Genomic DNA, 18,017 nt, shown 5'->3' with positions numbered 1-18,017 from the left:
AGGAGAGCCTTGTTCAGAGTTGGGCGGCGTTGAGTTCGGCGCGGGTGGGCAGGCCTTCGCTGTCGCCCAGCACCTGCACGGCGCGCGCGCCTATCCAGGCGCCGCGTCGCACCGCCTGCGGCACGCTCAGTCCGTCGAGCAGGCCGCTGATCACACCGACGGCAAACCCGTCGCCGGCGCCCACGGTGTCGACCACCTCGGGCACCGGAAAGCCGGGCACGTGGCCGCAGCCGCTGTCGCCATCGAAATACGCGCCCTCGCTGCCGAGCTTGACGACCACGAGTTGTGCGCCGCGCTGGCGGTAAAAGCGGGCAATGCCTTCGGCGCTGGTTTCACCGGTGAGAAAGCGGCCTTCCTCGAGGCCGGGCAGCACCCAGTGGGCGCGTGCTGCCAGGTCGTTGATGGCTTCACGCATCAGCGCGGGGCTGGCCCAGAGCGTGGGGCGCAGGTTGGGGTCGAAGGACACGCTGCGGCCAGCGGCGCGCATCAGGTCCAGGGTGCGGCGCGCGGCGGGCAGTGTGCTGGCCGACACCGCGGCAAACACGCCGGTCGCGTGCAGATGCCGCGCCGACAGCAGCCAGGCCTCGTCGATGTCCTGCACCCCCATGTGGCTGGCGGCCGAGCCCTGGCGGTGGTATTCCACCGGCGGGTCGCTGCCGTCGAACACGCGGCCCTTGAACTGGAAACCGGTTTTCTGCGTGGGGTCACAGATCACGTGCGAGCAGTCGATGCCTTCGCCGGCCATGGCCTTGATCAGGTAGCGGCCCATCATGTCGGTGCCCAGGCGGCTGGCCCAGCCGACTTTCAGGCCCAGGCGGGCCAGGCCGATCGCCACATTGGTTTCGGCGCCGGCCGTGCGTTTGTGGAACGCCCCGGCGTCCTCGAGAGGGCCGGGCCGGTCGGCGACCAGCAGCAGCATGGCTTCGCCGAAGGTGACAACGTCCAGCGCGCTGTCCTGTACGCCGGTCCCTTCAGTGGGCATGTTGGTGCGAACTCAGGATCTGGCCGAGGAAGTTGCGTGTCGTCTCGTGCTGCGGGTTGCTGAAGAACTGCTGAGGCGGCGCCTGCTCGATGATGCGGCCGTCGGCCATGAAGATCACGCGGTCGGCCACGCTGCGGGCAAAACCCATCTCGTGCGTGACACACAGCATGGTCATGCCTTCGTCGGCCAGGCTGATCATGGTGTCCAGCACCTCCTTGACCATTTCCGGGTCCAGCGCCGAGGTGGGCTCGTCGAACAGCATGATCTTGGGCGTCATGCACAGCGCCCGCGCGATCGCCACGCGCTGCTGCTGGCCGCCCGAGAGCTGGCTCGGGTATTTCTGTGCCTGCTCCGGAATGCGCACGCGCGTGAGGTACTTCATCGCAATGGCTTCGGCTTCCTGCCTGCTCAGGCCGCGCGAGCGCATCGGCGCCAGCATGCAGTTCTGCAGGATGGTCAGGTGCGGAAACAGGTTGAACTGCTGGAACACCATACCGACTTCCTGGCGCACCGAATCGACATTCTTGCCGCCGGCGGTGAGGTCGATGCCGTCCACCACGATGCGGCCTTTCTGCACGGTCTCCAGGCGGTTGATGCAGCGGATCAGCGTGGACTTGCCCGAGCCCGACGGCCCGCAGACCACAATGCGTTCCCCGGCCGCCACGCTCAGGTTGATGTCGGTCAGCACCTGGAACTTGCCGAACCATTTGTCCACCGCTTCGATGCGGATGATGGGTTCGGCCCCCGCGACCGGGGGCCGGGAAGGCATTGTGTCTGTCATGAAAGCACCGTCCAGGGGTTTATTGCATTTTCGGCAGATCGGTTTCCAGCCACTTGCGGTACAGCTTGTTGAGCTCGCCGTTGGCCGTGTTGCGGGCGACGAAGTCGTCCACGGTCTTGAGCAGCTCGGCCTGGCCGGGGCGCATGGCAACCGCCATGACCTGCTGGCGCAGCAGGAACTTGTTTTCATAGGTGTTGGCCGGCGCACGCTTGTCGATCTGCGCAGCGACCGTGGTCGAGCAGCCGATCACATCGACCTGGCCGGACATCAGCGCCTGCATGGCCGAGGCGTCGTCGTCGAAGCGGCGGATCTCGGTGCCTTCAGGCGCCACGGCGGTCAGCGCCACGTCCTGGGTGCTGGCCCGGGCCACGCCGACACGTTTGCCCTTGAGGTCGGCGGCGGTCTTGATGCCGGCCTTCTTGTCGCCGTAGACCACGATGCTGGCGGCGGCATAGGGCTTGGAGAACTGCACCTGCTTCGCGCGCTCGGGCGTGACGGCCAGCGAAGCGACCAACAGGTCGACCTTGTTGGTCAGCAGGAAGGGAATGCGGTTGGGGCCGGTCACCGGCACCAGGTTGAGCTTGACGCCGAGGTCCTTGGCCATCAGGCGCGCCACGTCGGCGTCGTAACCGTCGGGCTGATTGGCGCTGTTGGTCGTGCCATAGGGCGGAAAGTCCACCAGCATGCCGACGGTGAGCTCGCCTTTTTTCTTGATGTCAGCCACGCTTTGCGCGTTGGCCGCGGGGGCCCAGGCCGACAGCGTGGCGGCCATGGCGAGGGCGAGGGCGGTGCCGGTGAACACGCGGCGTTGCAGGGATTTGATCATGGGGAAGTCTCCGTGGATTGAGGGGAAGAAACGAAAGCTGCGAAGCTGCTGCCTTGCGGTCAGCGTGAGAGCGCTGCGGCGTGCCGGCGCTCCATCCGCGCGGCCAGCAGCGACAGCGGCCAGCACAGCACGAAATAAATCGCCGCGACCACGCTGAAAACGATGAGCGGCTGGAAAGTGGCGTTGTTGATGATCTGGCCGGCGCGGGTGACCTCGGTGAAGCCGATGATGGCGGCCAGTGAGGTGCCCTTGATGATCTGCACCATGTAGCCCACGGTGGGCGCCAGCGCGATCTTGAAGGCCTGCGGCAGGACCACGTCGCGCAGGCGCGCGCTGTAGGAGAGGCTCAGCGCATGGGCTGCTTCCGTCTGTCCCGCTGGCACCGCCTGGATGCAGCCGCGCCAGATTTCGCCGAGGAAGGCACTGCTGTTGAGCACCAGCGCCACGCCGGCCGCGACCCAGGGATTGATGTCCAAACCCAGCACCGGCGCGCCGAAAAACACCAGGAACAGCTGCAGCAGCAGCGGTGTGCCCTGAAAAATCTGGATGAAGCCGCCCGACAGCAGCTGTGCTGAACGGTTGCCGGAGGTGCGCGCCAGGGCAATCATCAGCCCGCCGATGGCGCCACCGGCAAAGGCGATCAGCGACAGCACAATGGTCCACTGCGCCGCCTGCAGGATGAACAGGAATTCGGGAAGGCCGAAGGTACGCATCAGCGGCGGTCCGGGTAGTTGAGGCTGCTCCGGTAGATCAGGCGGAACAGCGCGGAAAAGGCCAGTGCCAGCAGCAGGTAGATGCCGGCGACCACGATGTAGATCTCGAAGCTGCGAAAGGTCTGCGACTGCAGGTTGGCGGCGACCGAGGTCAGGTCGTCGGCGGAGATCGCCGAGACCACCGCTGAACTGAGCATCAGCAGGATGAACTGGCTGGTCAGCGCCGGGTAGATCGCCTTGAGTGCCGGCTTGAGAATCACAAAACGGAAAATCTCGTGGCGCTTGAGGTTGAGCGCCAGCCCTGCCTCGATCTGGCCCTTGGGAATGGATTCGATGCCGGCGCGGATGATCTCCGTCGCATAGGCCCCGAGGTTGATGACCATGGCCGTCAGCGCCGCGGTGTAGGCTGACCAGCGCAGGCCCAGCGCCGGCAGTGCAAAAAAGAAGAAGAACAGCTGCACCAGGAAAGGCGTGTTGCGGATCAGCTCGATGTAGGCATTGATCACAAACCGCAGGGGCCGGGGCCCGGCGGTTTTGCCCCATGCGCAGGCGATGGCCAGGACCAGCCCGAACAGCATCGCCAGCAGCGACAGCTCGATGGTGTTCCAGGTGCCCTTGAGCAACAGGGGCCAGGCTGCAAAGACATCACCGAATTGAAATGTGTAATTCATGGACGGGCGGCGGCGCTGGGTGGCGCGCAGGCGCCGCAATCAGGGAAACGCGAAAATTCCTGGAACGACGTGCTGGACACTCAGCTGGAGAGGTTGCGAAGGTCTATGAAACCGGTTTCAGTGAATTATAGAAGAATTCCCGTACCTGCCGAAAGCATGGATAACCCTAGGCCTGGCCGGAGGGCGGGTCGGGCTGGTGTGGCGAGGACGAGCCGCGCACGATGAGCTGGCTGGGCAGCAGAATCTGCCGCGCCGGCGGCGCCAGGCCGCGTAGGCGCTCAAGCAGACAGTCAGCGGCCGTGCGGCCGATATCGTCGGTCGGCTGCGCGATGGTGGTCAGGCCGGGGCCGACGTAGGGCGACCATTCGGTTTCGTCAAACCCGACCAGTCCCACCTGCTCGCCGAAACGCCAGCCGAGTCTGGCCATGGCCGCGACCACCCGCAGGGTGACCACCGCGTTGCTTGCCACGATGCCCGGCAGGCGCTGGCCGGCGCGCTGACGCAGCGCCCGCAAGGCCTGGTCCAGTCCGTCGGCATCGTCGGCGCTGCTCTCGAAGGTAGCGCCTGTCACTGCCGGCGAGCTTGAGCTCTCCAAGAGGAAGGCATGAAAGGCGGCTTCGCGTTCCACGCGAGAGCTGACGTCGCGGACCGGTTCCGACACGAACAGCAGCTCGCGATAGCCGCGCTCGACCAGATGGCTGGCTGCCAGACGCACCGAGCCGGCATTGTCCAGCGAGACAAAGTCAGCCTGCATGCCCTGGTGGCGCCGGTCCACCAGCACGACCGGCTTGCCGTGGCGCGCCGCCGCCGCCGCCGCCCCGGCATCCCGGCCCAGAGTGTTGAGGATGAAACCATCGACCTGGTAAGAGGTCAGGGCTTCAATGGCTTCGCGTTCTCGCGCGCCGTTGTTGCCAAGGTTGTACAGCATCAGCAGGTAGCCGGCCTCCTGGCAGGCTTTTTCGGCCCCGCGCAGCACGGCCACGGAAAACGGGTTGGTCACGTCGGCCACGACCAGGCCGATCAGGCGCGAGCGGCCGCGCTTGAGGGCCTGCGCCATCGGGCTGGGCACATAGGACAGGGCGGCGACGGCGACCTCGACGCGGCTGGCGATGTCAGGGCTCAGGAGCTTGTCGCGGTGGTTCAGGAAGCGCGAGACGGTGGCTTTGGACACCCCGGCGGCACGCGCCACATCGGCAATGGTGGGGCGCGGCGCGGTAGCGGTGGCAGTCAGGAGTGCAGAGGTGGGCATGGCGAGGCAGGCGCCGTGGACACGGCGTGAAACCAGTTTCAGCAAATGGTAGCACTCTGGGGGTTGCTACAGAATAAATAGCAGTTAACGCCGGTTTTCATTGGACTTCGGACCGATTTGATGAAAAATTTTGTGGCTAAAAGCCGAGGGCAGTCCGGTGTGGAGGGACGGCACGCTGCCGGGGCGGCCCTGTCTTCCACTCAGCAAGTTCACGCGCCGACGCTCAATGTCTCCAGGCTCCGGCTATAGGACAAATCGCAATGAGGCGTCGTTTCGTGCTGTCCTACAAAAACATCAACTGCGTCTGACAAAAGCGCATGAGGGCGCTACCTAAAGTCATTTCTGTGTCTGGCCCTCCGCCATGCATGCAGCACTGCCGGTGCTGCAAGTCACCAACCTACCATTACCAGGAAGCCCACCATGAGCAAAGCCCCGCCCAAGATGAACGATGCCGTCGATCTGCTCGATGCCGATCACATTGCCGTCAAGAAACTGTTCACCCAGTTCAAAAAACTCAGTGAAACCGAGGCGCCCGCCGCGGAACGCAAGGCCCTGGCCGACCGGATCTGCAAGGAGCTGACCGTGCATGCCGATATCGAAGAGCAGATCTTCTACCCCGCAGCGCGCGAGGCCATCGGTGACGACGCGTTGCTCAACGAAGCCGAGGTCGAGCATGCCAGCGCGAAGGACCTGATTGCGCAGATTTCGGGCATGGAAGCCGACGAAGAGCTGTTCGACGCCAAGGTCATTGTGCTTGGCGAATACATTGACCATCACGTGGAGGAAGAGCGTGAGGAGATGTTCACCAAGGCCCGCAAGAGCGACATGGACCTCAAGGGCATGGTCGCCGATCTGAAGACGCTCAAGGAAGAGCTGCTGGCCAATGACGGGGTGTCTGCCTGAGAGGCCTGACCACGGCCCCCGCCGCGCGGGGGTCTGTCCTGACGGCTTGCCGCGGCGCTCAGGCCACGATGGCGCCAACCCGGGGATCGAAGGAAAAATAGAAACACGCGCCCTGACCCTCGGATGACTCCCCGCGTATCAGCCCGCCGTGCCGCTCCAGAATGCGGTGCACGGTCGCCAGGCCGATGCCGCTGCCTTCAAATTCGGTTTCATGGTGCAGCCGGTGGAAAGGCTTGAACAGGCTGTCCGCATAGTCCATGTTGAATCCGGCGCCGTTGTCGCGCACGAACAGCATCTTGCGCCCGCCCTCGCGCGCGGGCATCTGGCCGAACTCGATGGTCGCCTCCGACTGCTGGCGCGAGTATTTCCAGGCGTTGCCGATCAGGTTTTCAAGGATGATGCGTGCGAGTTTACTGTCGCAGCGGCCCTGGATGCCCGGCTGGATGGTGACACTCACCGGGCGCTTCGGGTCGCGTTGCCTTTCCTGCATGACCACCTGCTCCGCCATGAAGCTGAGGTCGACTTCCTCCAGTACCAGCCGTCCCTTGCTGACGCGGGCCAGCGCCAGCAGGTCGTTGATCAGTTCGTGCATGCGCACCACGTTGACCCGGATGCGATCAAACAGGCGCTGCTCCTCGTCGCTGAGCCGGCCCTTGAGGCGGCGCGCCAGCAGCACACTGAAGCCCTCGATGCTGCGCAGCGGCGACTGCAGGTCGTGTGAGACCGAATAGCCGAAAGACTCCAGCTCTGCGTTGGTCGCCAGGAGCTGCTCGGTGCGCTCGTTGACGCGCTGCTCCAGCGTTTCATTGAAGCGCGAAATTTCGCGGTCGCGCCGCAGGCGCACCAGCTCGGCCGTGATGCGACTGGCAAAAATCTGCATCAGCGCGTCCCGGTCGGCGGAGCGGGGTTGGGGGTTTCGCCACAAGGCGTTGGCGACACCTATGGGGGTGCCATCGGCATCGCGCAACGCCGCGCCCACGTAGGCGTGGAAGTTGCCCTCCGCCAGAACCCGGTCGTGCGGAAAAAGTTGTTGCACGCCCTCGTTGTGGACACACAGGTCGGACTGGCTGAGGGCCTGGTCGCAGGGCGTGCCGGCCAGCGCATAACGGATGTCAGGCTGCAACTCGCCGTCCTGAACCATGGCCAGTGAGGCCACGCTCTGGTCCGGCATGATTTCGCCCACGATCACCAGATCTGCATCCAGGGCCATGGCCAGGTGCTGGACGACGGAACGGAAGAAGGCTTCGCCGGTGCCGCTCGACAGGGCTTTGGCGACATCGATCAGCTGGGCTTCCCGGCGCTTTTGCTCGCTGATGTTGATGGTGGAGCTCAGGATGCAGGACTCGCCGGCAATATCGACGATGACCGACCAGATCTGGCAGTCCATCATGGTCCCGTTTTTATGCCGCATCCGGGTTTCTCGCTGCACCACACCGTCCTTTGCACGAATTTCGGCGATGTACTGCGCACGCTCTTGCTCGCTGGTCCAGACCCCGGCTTCCACCGAGGTGCGGCCCAGCAGTTCTTCCCGGGTGAGACCCTGCACGTAGTCCTCGGCGGCATTGACGGCCAGGAAGGTGCCGTCGGAAACCCGCGTGATGGTCATGTTGATGGGGCTGTGATCAAAAGCCTTGGAGAACAGTTCGGCCGACTGGCGCGCTGCCAGCCTGGCCTGGGTTTCGGCGGTGGCGTCGGTGATGGTGGAGACCACGATACGGCCCTGGCCGCGGCCTTCAATTTCGGTTGACAGCAGGACGCTGATCAGGCGGCCGTCTTTTCTGCGGCCTTCCAGCGGCAGGTTGATGGCACGGCCCGAGGTGGCCATCTGCAACTGGAATGACTTGCGCGCTTGCGGGTCCTGCCACAGGTGAACGTCGGTGCCGCCCAGGGACTCATCACGCGTGTAGCCCCACAGGCGCTCGAAGGCGGGGTTCACGTCGAGTACCGTCATCGCTTCGAGGTCCTGCACGATGATGGCCGCCGGGCTGCTGCGAAAAATGCGGCTGAAGCGGTCTTCGCTCAGTCGCAGTTCGTCTTCAGCTTTCTCGCGCCGGCGCAATTCGGCATGCTGCTCGCGCAGTGCCCGTAGCACCACCTGACGGCTGGTGAACACGCTGCCGGCAATGCCGGTGAGCAGCAGGACATTGACCAGCCAGAACCTCAGGTTGACCGAAAAATCCGGCTTGACCAGCAGGCCGGCCTGTTCGGCCCAGCTCAGCAGGCCCAGGACAAGGGAGCTCATCACAACCGCCGCGATCAGGGACTTTTTCCCCTGCATCATTCCGGCGGCGATCACGGCGCCGACAAAACCCAGCAACAGCGCACTGCGGACCGAGCCGTAAGCCACCATGCCAGCGGCCGACAGCCCGATCAGGGCATAAACCAGCAGGTAGCCAGTCCACTGGTAGTACCCGCGGTGCAGCAGCCAGTAGCCAAATACAGTCAGTGTCAGGGCGGTGACGATCACGATGATCTGGACGTCGCCGATTTCCTGGGCAAGCGACAGGCCGAGCACCAGCGGCAGGCTGGCCAGCAGCATCAGCAACAGGGAGCGCAGCCCGCGTGAATAACGTTGCTCTATGAGCGCCGCCGCCAGCTGGCGGGTGGATTCGTGGGAAGCGGAGGTGTCGGACATGGCGGGTGCAGGTTTGGTGAATACTAAAGCACTGCATTGCGCGCTGGCGACTATTTGTTGGTGGCCTCAGTTCCCCGTGGCCACAGGACGGCCGGGGTCGCTGCACCAGTCGCTCCAGCTGCCGGCGTAAAGACCGGTGCGGCCGAGGCCGGCGATTTCCATCGCCAGCAGATTGGGCACCGCGCTGACACCACTGCCGCAGTGGTGCACCACGCTCGCCGGGTTGCGGCCGGCCAGCAGTGCTTCAAACTCGGCCCGCAACTGCACGGCGGGCTTGAACTTGCCGTCAGGCCCCATGTTTTCGGCAAACGGCCGGTTCAGTGCGCCGGGAATGTGGCCGGCCACCGGGTCCAGCGGTTCCACTTCGCCGCGAAACCTTGCTGGCGCGCGGGCGTCCAGCAGGGTCTGGCCGGGCTGGCCGAGGTGGTCGGTCACCGTTTGGCCATCGACCAGCAGCGCCTTTTCAGGGCCGGGGAAAAAGATGGACTGGAAGTGCGAAGGCTCTTCGCCGCGGTTGACCGCACCGCCCGCGGCCCGCCAGGCCTGCAGCCCGCCGTCGAGCACGGCGACTGCTTCGTGACCGGCCCACTTGAGCATCCACCACAGGCGGCCGCAGTAGTTGGCACCGTTGCGGTCATACACCACGGCCTGCATGTCATTGCTGAAGCCCACGCTGGACAGCCAGGTGGCAAATTTTTCGCGATTGGGCAGCGGATGGCGACCGCCGGAAGCGGGCTGGTCCGCGCCGCTGCGCACGGTGAGCACCCCGTGCGTCCCAGGCACGCCGTGTCTGGCGCTCAGGTCGGTATCGAGGTTGGCATACACCGCACCCGGGATGTGAGCCTCCAGATACAGCTGTTTGCCCGCATGGGGCTGCATCAGCTCGAAGCTGCAGTCAAACACGCGGCAGGGCTGGCCGCTGCCCATCAGGGCCTGCAGCTGTTCGGCAGAAATCAGGGTGGGGTACATGGTCGCTCCGGTTGAAAAACAAGCCCGTGATTCAGTGTTCTTCGGCAGGCGCGCCCGGCGCGGCCCGGGCGCGCAGCACCGTGGCTGCGATGCCGCTGGCCACGATGAGCGCCATGCCGGCCCAGCCCAGCAGGGGAACATGGTCGCCAAAAAGCACCAGACTGTAGATTGCGCCAAACACGATACCGGAGTATTGCAAGTTTGCGACCACCAGGGTGGCACTGCGGGTTTTGGCCATGCTATAGGCCCGCGTCATGCACAGCTGGCCCAGCGAGGCCAGCACGCCCAGGGGCAGCAGCCACAGCGCCGGCTTCCAGTGCCACTCGGAGATGCCGGCCACCAGCATGCCCAGGCCACCGGCGATGGCCGAGCCGACTGCGAAATAAAACACCGTGCGGGTTTCGGGTTCGCCGACACGGGCCAGGGCCATGACCTGCATGTAGGCAAAGGCGGCCAACAGGCCGGACATCAGCCCGATCAGGCCGGCGAAGGCCTGGTTCTGCTCTATCGTTGGTCGCAGCATCATCACGACTCCGATGAAACCGGTGATCACCGTCAGCACCAGCGGACCTTGCGAGGAGATGCTTCCCGCCGAGGCCTGGCCGCGCGCGGGAAGCAAGCCCATCAGCAACGCGCCGCCTACCAGAAAGGTGGCGATCCAGACACTGCTCATGTAGTTCAGCGTCATGGCCGTGGCCAGGGGCAGGTGGGCGATGGCGTAAAACCAGGCGCCCAGCGAAATCACGCCGACCAGGCTGCGCCACATGTGCATGCCGGGATAACGGGTGGCCAGCGTCACGCCACGTGTGCGGGCCAGCGCCCACATGAACAGCATGCCCAGCAGTCCGCGGTAAAACACCAGTTCCGCGCTGTTGAAATGCACCGAGGCGAACTTGACGCACACCGCCATGGTGGCAAAAAAGAAGGCGGCGGCCAACATCCAGAGGGCTTGCATCGCGGAGCTCGTGGTTAGAAGTAGAAAGTGGTTGCAGCCCAGGCGGGTCCTGCGCAAGCAGCTATGAAATTCATAGCTTTGACTGCCGGACAGACCGCGTCAAAGCATTTGCGTGGTTTTGCTCGCGCCCATCTCGCGGCGGTACCACTCGTGAAAGTGCTGCATGCCGTCTTCCATCGGGCTCTGGTAGGGGCCGAACTCGTTGTCGCCGCGCTGCATCAGGGCCTTGCGGCCGGCGTCCATGCTCAGTGCGATCTCGTCGTCTTCGACGCAGGTCTCCATGTAGGCGGCCTGCTGCGCATCCATGAACTCGCGCTCGAAGGCGCAGATCTCTTCGGGATAGAAAAACTCCACCACGTTGAGCGTCCTGTCCGGCCCCTGCGGGTGCAGGGTGCTGACCACCAGGGCGTGCGGGTACCACTCGACCATCACGTTGGGGTAGTAGGTCAGCCAGATGGCGCCGTACTTGGGCGGCACACCCTTGCGGTACTGCAGCACCACGTCATGCCATTTCTTGTAGACATCGGTGCCCGGCTTGCCGAGCTTGTCGGACACGCCGACGGTTTGCACCGAGTAGTGCGGCGTCAGCTCCCAGCGCAGGTCGTCGGTGGTCACGAAGGCCCCCAGGCCCGGGTGGTAGGGGCCAACGTGGTAATCCTCCAGATAGACCTCGATGAAGGTCTTCCAGTTGTAGTTGCATTCGTGCAGGGTGATCCGGTCGAGCTGATAGCCCGAAAAGTCGAGATCGGGCATGGCACCCAGCGGGGCCATCTCGGCGGCGATGTCGCGGCCGTTGTCTTCAAACACCAGGCCGTTCCAGCTGCTGGTCTGGTAGCGGTTCAGGTTCAGGCAGGGGTCGACCTCGAAATGCGGGGCGCCTATCAGCTCGCCGTTGGTGTTGTAGGTCCAGCGGTGCAGCGGGCAGACGATGTTGCTGCCGGTGTTGCCCCGGCCCTGCAGCATGGTGGACTGGCGGTGCCGGCAGACGTTGGAGATCAGCTCGACCCCGGTCGCATTGCGCACCAGCGCGCGGCCGCCGAGTTCCTGGGGCAGGGCGTAGTAGTCGCCCAGATGGGGCACCGAGAGCTCATGCCCCACATAGCGCGGGCCGCGGGCAAACAGCTTTTGCTGCTCCCGCTGGTACAGGCCGGCGTCAAAGTAGCTGGAAACGGGGAGCTGGCTGGTGGCCTGCAGGAGACGGAGGCTTAGATCAGACATGCAATTTCCGAAACAGGCAGTTTCGGGGGTGGATGAAGGGGCAGACAACCCTGTCAGGCAGGCGGGGCGTCAAGGCGTGAAGCCCGTCGATTGTACCGTGTGGGCCCCGCTTTGTGCCGCTGCGCGCTGCCCCGGGCGGGTGAGCGCCATCCCATGAACAGGTGGTCTGGAACGCCCACAATGCCATCAGGGCGGAAAACGCCGCACAACGGCCTAAAATCACTCTTCCAACCAAATACCCATGGCCAAAACCTCCTCTGCCCCCGTCCCCGCCACACCCGCCAGTTACGAAGCTGCGCTGGAAGAACTCGAAACCCTGGTGGCCCGTCTCGAATCCGGCCAATTGCCGCTGGATCAGCTGCTCACCGGTTACCAGCGCGGCGCCGAGCTGCTCAAGTTCTGCCGCGGCAAGCTTGAGGCCGTGGAAAACCAGATCAAGGTGCTGGAAGGCAACGACACCAAGCCCTGGAACCAAGAGTAAGCCCATTGACTGAGTACATCCATTTTGAGCTGGGCGCCTGGAGCGCCCGCCAACTCGCCGCCGTCGAGCAGGCCCTGAACCGCTGGGTGGCCCCACCTGAACCCCGACCCGCACCGGCCGGGCTCGGCGATGCCATGCGTTACGCGGTGCTCGATGGAGGCAAACGGCTGCGTCCCTTGCTGGTCATGGCCGCCTGCGAGGCGGTGCAAGGCAGTCCCGCTGCGGCGCTGCGCGTGGCCTGTGCGGTGGAACTGATTCACGCCTATTCGCTGGTGCACGACGACATGCCCTGCATGGACAACGACATCCTGCGACGCGGCAAGCCGACGGTGCATGTGAAATTCGGCCAGGCGCAGGCCTTGCTGGCCGGCGATGCGCTGCAGGCGCTGGCCTTCGAGCTGCTGACACCGGAAGACGGCTCCATCGACCCCGCGACGCAGGCGACCCTGTGCCGCATGCTGGCCCAGGCAGCGGGCTACCAGGGCATGGCCGGCGGGCAGGCGATCGACCTGGCCAGCGTCGGCAAGGCGCTGACCTCGGCGGAGCTGCATGACATGCACCGGCTCAAGACCGGCGCCCTGCTGCAGGCCAGCGTGATGATGGGCGCCGCCTGCGGCGCTGCCCCGGCCCCGGCACGAAACGCGCTGTGTGACTACGGCGCCGCCGTGGGGCTGGCTTTCCAGGTGGTGGACGACATCCTGGACGTCACGGCCGATTCGGCGACGCTGGGCAAGACCGCGGGCAAGGACGCCGCCCAGGACAAGCCCACCTTTGTGTCGCTAATGGGCCTGCCGGCCTCGCGCAATTACGCGCAGGAGTTGCTGTCCCAAGCGCATCACAGCCTGAAAGCCAGCGAACTCGGGCCCACGGCTGCGCTCAGCGCGCTGGCCGACATGCTGGTCAACCGAACGTCGTGAGCACAGACTCGAGAAAAAATAGCGACCGGCCTCTCCAGAAAACGAGACATCAGAAACAAGACACCACGATGTACCCACTGCTAGAAACCATCCACAGCCCGGCAGACCTGCGCCTGCTGCCGCGTCCCCAGCTCAGGACGCTGGCCGACGAGTTGCGCGCCTATGTGCTGCACAGCGTGTCGCAGACCGGCGGGCACCTGAGTTCCAACCTGGGCACGGTCGAACTCACGGTGGCGCTGCACTACGTGTTCAACACGCCCGAGGACCGGCTGGTCTGGGACGTGGGCCACCAGACCTACCCGCACAAGATCCTGACCGGCCGGCGCGAACGCATGGCCAGCCTGCGCCAGTTCGGCGGGCTCAGCGGCTTTCCGCGGCGCGATGAAAGCGAATACGACACGTTTGGCACCGCACATTCCTCGACCTCGATTTCCGCCGCATTGGGCATGGCCATGGCGGCCAAACAAAAGGGTGAAGAGCGCCATGCGGTGGCCATCATCGGTGACGGCGCCATGAGTGCAGGCATGGCTTTCGAGGCGCTCAACAATGCCGGTGTCTGCGACTGCAACCTGCTGGTGATCCTCAATGACAACGACATGAGCATCAGCCCCCCGGTAGGCGCGCTCAACCGCTACCTCGCGCAGCTCATGAGCGGGCAGTTTTATGCCTCGGCCAAAAATGTCGGCAAGCAGGTGCTCAAGGTGGCACCACCGCTTTTCGAGCTGGCCAAGCGGCTGGAGACCCATGCCAAGGGGATGGTGGTGCCGGCAACGCTGTTCGAGAATTTTGGCTTCAACTACATCGGCCCCATCGACGGCCATGACCTGGAGTCGCTGATCCCCACGCTGGAAAACATCAAGCACCTCAAGGGCCCGCAGTTCCTGCACGTGGTCACCAAAAAAGGCCAGGGCTACAAGCTGGCCGAGGCCGACCCGGTGGCCTACCACGGCCCGGGCAAGTTCGATCCGACCATGGGGCTGCAGAAGTCCACGGCACCGGCAAAACAGACTTTCACCCAGGTCTTCGGCCACTGGCTGTGCGACATGGCCGAGAAGGACAGCCGGCTGGTCGGTATCACCCCGGCCATGCGCGAAGGCTCGGGCATGGTGGAGTTCCATCAGCGCTTCCCCGACCGTTATTACGACGTCGGCATCGCCGAGCAACACGCGGTCACGTTTGCCGCGGGCATGGCCTGCGAAGGCCTCAAGCCGGTGGTGGCGATCTATTCGACCTTTCTGCAGCGTGGTTACGACCAGCTGATCCACGATGTGGCGCTGCAGAACCTGCCGGTGGTGTTTGCCCTCGACCGCGCCGGGCTGGTGGGAGCCGACGGTGCCACGCACGCGGGCGCCTACGACATCGCTTACCTGCGCTGCATCCCCAACATGAGCGTCGCCTGCCCGGCCGACGAGAACGAGTGCCGCATGCTGCTCAGCAGCGCGTATGAGCAGAACCATCCGGTGGCCGTACGTTATCCGCGCGGCGCCGGTGCCGGTGTGGCCACGCAGGCCCACCTCGATGCCTTGCCTTTTGGCAAGGGTGAGCTGCGTCGCCAGGGCGCGGGCGTGGCGATTCTGGCCTTTGGCACCTTGCTGCATCCGGCCCTGGAAGCGGCCAATAAACTCGGCGCCACGGTGGTCAACATGCGCTGGGCCAAGCCGCTCGACATCGAACTGCTGCTGCAGGTGGCGGGCAGTCATGAGGCCCTGGTCACGGTGGAAGAAGGCTCCATCATGGGTGGCGCCGGCAGCGCCGTGGCGGAGGCGCTGGCTGCCGCAGGTGTCGTCAAGCCCTTGCTGCACCTGGGCCTGCGCGATGAATTCACGGAGCACGGTGATCCGGCCAGGCTGCTGGCCCTGCAGGGGCTGGACGCTGCCGGGATCGAGCTGGCGATCGTCACGCGTTTTGGTGTCCTGCCCGCGCCGGCCCGGCCGGCCAAGCACACGCTCAAATCCGTGGCATGACGGCGATCGTGAAAATGGGGGACAGCCCTTTGCAGGGGTTCTCGGCCATGCCCGATGTGCAGGGCCGGGCCGACCTGCGCCGACTGCCCATCCAGCGCGTCGGCATCACCTCGCTGCGTTACCCCCTGAGCGTGGTGGTGGCAGGCCAGGCACAGCCGACGGTGGGCAGCTGGACACTCGATGTGGGTTTGCGCGCCGACCAGAAGGGCGCCCACATGTCGCGCCTGATCGCGTGGCTGGATGCGTTGACGCTGCGCGGCCAGGCGCTGACGGCAAACTTGCTGCGCTCCGAAATGGAGAGCATGCTGCGCTTGCTGGAAGCCGATGAAGGCCACATTGAAGTGAAGTTTCCGTTTTTCATCCGGAAGTCGGCACCGGTGAGCGGGCTGCAAAGCCTGATGGAGTACGACGGCGCCTGGCTGGCCCGGCGCCAGGGTGGCGCCACCCGCATCAGCATGCAGGCCACGGTGCCGGTCAAGTCGCTGTGTCCGTGCTCCAAGGAGGTCAGCGATGACGGTGCGCACAACCAGCGCTCGCACATCAAGCTGCTGGCCATGCTGGCCGGAACGATGGACTGGAGCGAGCTGGTGCGTTTTGCCGAGGACAACGCGTCCTGCGAGCTCTGGGGCCTGCTCAAACGACCCGACGAAAAATGGGTCACCGAGCGGGCGTATGCCAACCCCAAATTTGTCGAAGACCTGATCCGTGACGTGGCCCTGGCGCTCGATGCCGACGCCCGCATCGCCGGCTACCGGGTGGAGGTCACCAACTTCGAATCGATCCACGCTCACGATGCCTATGCGGTGATCGAGCGCGCCATCGATTGAACGCTGCGTGCTCGGGCGCACCGCTTTTTTTCATTCCTGACAGTAGCCTGAAGACCTGCGATTTGAGAGGTGTTTTGACGGGATAACCCCCGCTGCCCGGGCTTCTCCTTTTTCTACAATAAGTACACATACGAACAGGGCCCCGCTTTGCGCGGCGCTGTTAGCAAACAACCGTTTTATCAACTCCCGGAGCTTTCTCAATGGATCGTCGTTCCCTCATCAAACATGCCGGTATCGCGGGTGTGCTTGCAGCTGGTGTTGCACCGGCTGTACACGCCCAGGCCGCCATCCGCTGGCGCCTCGCATCGAGCTTCCCCAAGTCGCTGGACACGGTGTTCGGCGGTGCAGAGACCTTTGCCAAAAAGGTCAACGAAATGAGCGGCGGAAAATTTGTCATTTCCACACACGCGGCTGGCGAGTTGATGCCTGCTTTCGGCGTGGTCGATGGCGTGCAGAACGGCACGGTCGAAATGGCCCATACCGCTGCCTACTACTTCTTTGGCAAGGACGACGCTTTCACCCTGAGCTGCTCGATTCCCTTTGGCCTGAACAGCCGCCAGATGACCGCCTGGATGTATGAGGGCAACGGCCTGAAGCTGACGCGTGAGTTCTACAAGAACTACAACATCGTGAACTTCCCGGGCGGCAACACGGGCTGCCAGATGGGCGGCTGGTACCGCAAGGAAATGAAGTCGGTGGCCGACCTCAAGGGCCTGAAATTCCGCGTCGGCGGTTTTGCCGGCAAGGTGCTCGAGCGCATGGGCGTGGTGCCTCAGAACATTCCGGGCGGTGAAATTTACCAGGCCCTCGAAAAAGGCACGCTGGACGCGGCTGAGTGGATTGGCCCCTACGACGACCAGAAGCTCGGCTTCAACAAGGTCGCGCCTTACTACTACTACCCGGCCTGGTGGGAGGGTGGCCCGCAGCTCGAGTTTTTCATCAACAACAAGGCCTATGAAGCCCTTTCGCCGGAAAACAAGGCGATCGTCGAAGCGGCTACGGCTTACGCCCACGTCGAGATGCAGGCCAAGTACGATGCCAAGAACCCGACCGCGCTGAAGCAACTGGTGGGCAGCAAGACCAAGGTTCTGCCTTTCCCCAAGGACATCATGGACCGCGCCTTCAAGGAGTCCATGGCCCTGTACGCCGAGATCAGCGCAAAAAACCCGGCCTGGAAAAAAATCTACGACGATTTCTCCAGCTTCCGGCGTGACCAGAACCTGTGGTTCCGCTTCACGGAAGCGCGTTTCGACAGCTTCATGCAGTCGCAGAAACTGTAAGCCGCTGCGGCCGGCCGGACAGGACGTCACTTCCCCCGAGCGGGCGGGGTGGCGTCCTGTTGCATTTTCTCCATCAGGTGAAGCCCTGAGGGGGTAACTCCCAATAGTTATAGATCGACCTCCTCCTAGACTCGCGGGGTGTCAGTAATCCTTTTAATCTATCTATAACTGAGGAGTTTGCTCATGGATCGTCGTTCGCTTATCAAAAATGCCGGTATTGCCGGCGTCCTGGCTGCCGGCATCGCGCCTGCCGTTCAGGCCCAGGGGGCCGCCATCCGCTGGCGCCTCGCATCAAGCTTCCCCAAATCGCTGGACACCATTTTTGGCGGAGCCGAGACCTTTGCCAAAAAAGTCGGCGAAATGAGCGGTGGCAAATTCACCATCTCGACCCATGCTGCCGGCGAGTTGATGCCTGCATTCGGCGTGGTGGATGGCGTGCAGAACGGCACGGTCGAAGTCGCGCACACCGCGCCGTATTACTTCTTTGGCAAGGACGAAACCTTCGCCCTGGGTTGTGCCATCCCCTTCGGCCTGAACAGCCGCCAGATGTCGGCCTGGATGTACGAGGGCAATGGCCTGAAGCTGATGCGTGAGTTCTACGCCAAGTACAACATCATCAACTTCCCGGCCGGCAACACCGGCTGCC

General features: G+C 64.2%; 16 protein-coding genes and 1 pseudogene. 7 read left to right on the top strand and 10 right to left on the bottom strand.

The window, feature by feature from the left end; genetic code table 11:
* Positions 1–13: 13 nt before the first annotated feature.
* From PSV33_RS03600 to PSV33_RS03575, 6 genes are all read right to left on the bottom strand, one after another.
* A complete protein-coding gene (locus tag PSV33_RS03600) occupies positions 14–982 on the bottom strand; it encodes a sugar kinase (RefSeq protein WP_300558796.1) in 969 nt (322 codons plus the stop codon).
* Positions 972–1,763: an amino acid ABC transporter ATP-binding protein gene (locus tag PSV33_RS03595; RefSeq protein ID WP_300558793.1), complete on the bottom strand. Its 792-nt coding sequence runs from the start codon at positions 1,761–1,763 to the stop codon at positions 972–974. The genes PSV33_RS03600 and PSV33_RS03595 overlap by 11 nt, the downstream gene beginning before the upstream one ends.
* Before the next feature lie 19 nt (positions 1,764–1,782).
* Positions 1,783–2,589: a transporter substrate-binding domain-containing protein gene (locus PSV33_RS03590; RefSeq protein ID WP_300558790.1), complete on the bottom strand. Its 807-nt coding sequence runs from the start codon at positions 2,587–2,589 to the stop codon at positions 1,783–1,785.
* Positions 2,590–2,648: 59 nt separating this feature from the next.
* A complete protein-coding gene (locus PSV33_RS03585) occupies positions 2,649–3,302 on the bottom strand; it encodes an amino acid ABC transporter permease (protein WP_300558787.1) in 654 nt (217 codons plus the stop codon).
* Positions 3,302–3,973, bottom strand: coding sequence for an amino acid ABC transporter permease (locus PSV33_RS03580; protein ID WP_300558784.1), 672 nt, complete (start codon positions 3,971–3,973; stop codon positions 3,302–3,304). Before PSV33_RS03580 ends, PSV33_RS03585 begins: the two co-directional genes overlap by 1 nt.
* Positions 3,974–4,139: 166 nt before the next feature.
* Positions 4,140–5,222 (bottom strand): LacI family DNA-binding transcriptional regulator, encoded by a 1,083-nt coding sequence (locus PSV33_RS03575; protein ID WP_300558781.1) that lies wholly within the window; start codon positions 5,220–5,222, stop codon positions 4,140–4,142.
* A 420-nt stretch (positions 5,223–5,642) separates the two neighbouring features.
* Here PSV33_RS03575 and PSV33_RS03570 point away from each other — a divergent pair, with 420 nt between their 5' ends.
* Positions 5,643–6,125 carry a hemerythrin domain-containing protein gene (locus tag PSV33_RS03570; RefSeq protein WP_300558779.1) on the top strand — a complete coding sequence of 161 codons (483 nt, stop codon included), beginning with the start codon at positions 5,643–5,645 and terminating at the stop codon, positions 6,123–6,125.
* A 58-nt stretch (positions 6,126–6,183) separates the two neighbouring features.
* Here the strand turns inward: PSV33_RS03570 and PSV33_RS03565 are convergent, their stop codons facing one another.
* From PSV33_RS03565 to PSV33_RS03550, 4 genes are all read right to left on the bottom strand, one after another.
* Entirely contained in the window at positions 6,184–8,760 is a 2,577-nt protein-coding gene (locus PSV33_RS03565; RefSeq protein ID WP_300558776.1) for a PAS domain S-box protein, read from the bottom strand.
* A 66-nt stretch (positions 8,761–8,826) separates the two neighbouring features.
* On the bottom strand, positions 8,827–9,729 hold the full coding sequence (locus tag PSV33_RS03560) for a sulfurtransferase (protein ID WP_300558773.1): 903 nt from the start codon (positions 9,727–9,729) through the stop codon (positions 8,827–8,829).
* Between the two features lie 31 nt (positions 9,730–9,760).
* Entirely contained in the window at positions 9,761–10,684 is a 924-nt protein-coding gene (locus PSV33_RS03555; protein ID WP_300558770.1) for a DMT family transporter, read from the bottom strand.
* A 99-nt stretch (positions 10,685–10,783) separates the two neighbouring features.
* Positions 10,784–11,902, bottom strand: a complete 1,119-nt coding sequence (locus tag PSV33_RS03550) for an aromatic ring-hydroxylating dioxygenase subunit alpha (protein ID WP_300558768.1) — start codon at positions 11,900–11,902, stop codon at positions 10,784–10,786.
* A gap of 241 nt (positions 11,903–12,143) precedes the next feature.
* On the opposite strand from PSV33_RS03550, the gene PSV33_RS03545 reads away from it, so the two are divergent.
* The 6 genes and pseudogenes from PSV33_RS03545 to PSV33_RS03520 form a co-directional block, all read left to right on the top strand.
* A complete protein-coding gene (locus tag PSV33_RS03545) occupies positions 12,144–12,383 on the top strand; it encodes an exodeoxyribonuclease VII small subunit (protein ID WP_300558764.1) in 240 nt (79 codons plus the stop codon).
* A 5-nt stretch (positions 12,384–12,388) separates the two neighbouring features.
* A complete protein-coding gene (locus tag PSV33_RS03540; RefSeq protein WP_300558762.1) occupies positions 12,389–13,300 on the top strand; it encodes a polyprenyl synthetase family protein in 912 nt (303 codons plus the stop codon).
* A 68-nt stretch (positions 13,301–13,368) separates the two neighbouring features.
* Positions 13,369–15,264, top strand: coding sequence for a 1-deoxy-D-xylulose-5-phosphate synthase (gene dxs, locus PSV33_RS03535; RefSeq protein ID WP_300558757.1), 1,896 nt, complete (start codon positions 13,369–13,371; stop codon positions 15,262–15,264).
* Entirely contained in the window at positions 15,261–16,091 is an 831-nt protein-coding gene (gene folE2 / locus PSV33_RS03530) for a GTP cyclohydrolase FolE2 (protein ID WP_300558755.1), read from the top strand. The genes dxs and folE2 overlap by 4 nt, the downstream gene beginning before the upstream one ends.
* Positions 16,092–16,291: 200 nt before the next feature.
* A complete protein-coding gene (locus PSV33_RS03525) occupies positions 16,292–17,371 on the top strand; it encodes a TRAP transporter substrate-binding protein (RefSeq protein WP_300558752.1) in 1,080 nt (359 codons plus the stop codon).
* A 183-nt stretch (positions 17,372–17,554) separates the two neighbouring features.
* Positions 17,555–18,017: pseudogene (locus PSV33_RS03520) on the top strand (ABC transporter substrate-binding protein); the annotation flags it as partial.

Origin of the sequence: Polaromonas sp. (genome assembly GCF_029945895.1) — a bacterium.
Classification (GTDB): Bacteria; Pseudomonadota; Gammaproteobacteria; order Burkholderiales; family Burkholderiaceae_C; genus Polaromonas.
This window is presented reverse-complemented; position numbering and strand designations above follow the sequence as displayed.

Bases quoted from the DNA above. Each gene is read 5' to 3' on its own strand.
- PSV33_RS03600 (WP_300558796.1), bottom strand. From the start codon at position 982: ATGCCCACTGAAGGGACCGGCGTACAGGACAGCGCGCTGGACGTTGTC.
- PSV33_RS03595 (WP_300558793.1), bottom strand. From the start codon at position 1,763: ATGACAGACACAATGCCTTCCCGGCCCCCGGTCGCGGGGGCCGAACCC.
- PSV33_RS03590 (WP_300558790.1), bottom strand. From the start codon at position 2,589: ATGATCAAATCCCTGCAACGCCGCGTGTTCACCGGCACCGCCCTCGCC.
- PSV33_RS03585 (WP_300558787.1), bottom strand. From the start codon at position 3,302: ATGCGTACCTTCGGCCTTCCCGAATTCCTGTTCATCCTGCAGGCGGCG.
- PSV33_RS03580 (WP_300558784.1), bottom strand. From the start codon at position 3,973: ATGAATTACACATTTCAATTCGGTGATGTCTTTGCAGCCTGGCCCCTG.
- PSV33_RS03575 (WP_300558781.1), bottom strand. From the start codon at position 5,222: ATGCCCACCTCTGCACTCCTGACTGCCACCGCTACCGCGCCGCGCCCC.
- PSV33_RS03570 (WP_300558779.1), top strand. From the start codon at position 5,643: ATGAGCAAAGCCCCGCCCAAGATGAACGATGCCGTCGATCTGCTCGAT.
- PSV33_RS03565 (WP_300558776.1), bottom strand. From the start codon at position 8,760: ATGTCCGACACCTCCGCTTCCCACGAATCCACCCGCCAGCTGGCGGCG.
- PSV33_RS03560 (WP_300558773.1), bottom strand. From the start codon at position 9,729: ATGTACCCCACCCTGATTTCTGCCGAACAGCTGCAGGCCCTGATGGGC.
- PSV33_RS03555 (WP_300558770.1), bottom strand. From the start codon at position 10,684: ATGCAAGCCCTCTGGATGTTGGCCGCCGCCTTCTTTTTTGCCACCATG.
- PSV33_RS03550 (WP_300558768.1), bottom strand. From the start codon at position 11,902: ATGTCTGATCTAAGCCTCCGTCTCCTGCAGGCCACCAGCCAGCTCCCC.
- PSV33_RS03545 (WP_300558764.1), top strand. From the start codon at position 12,144: ATGGCCAAAACCTCCTCTGCCCCCGTCCCCGCCACACCCGCCAGTTAC.
- dxs (WP_300558757.1), top strand. From the start codon at position 13,369: ATGTACCCACTGCTAGAAACCATCCACAGCCCGGCAGACCTGCGCCTG.
- folE2 (WP_300558755.1), top strand. From the start codon at position 15,261: ATGACGGCGATCGTGAAAATGGGGGACAGCCCTTTGCAGGGGTTCTCG.
- PSV33_RS03525 (WP_300558752.1), top strand. From the start codon at position 16,292: ATGGATCGTCGTTCCCTCATCAAACATGCCGGTATCGCGGGTGTGCTT.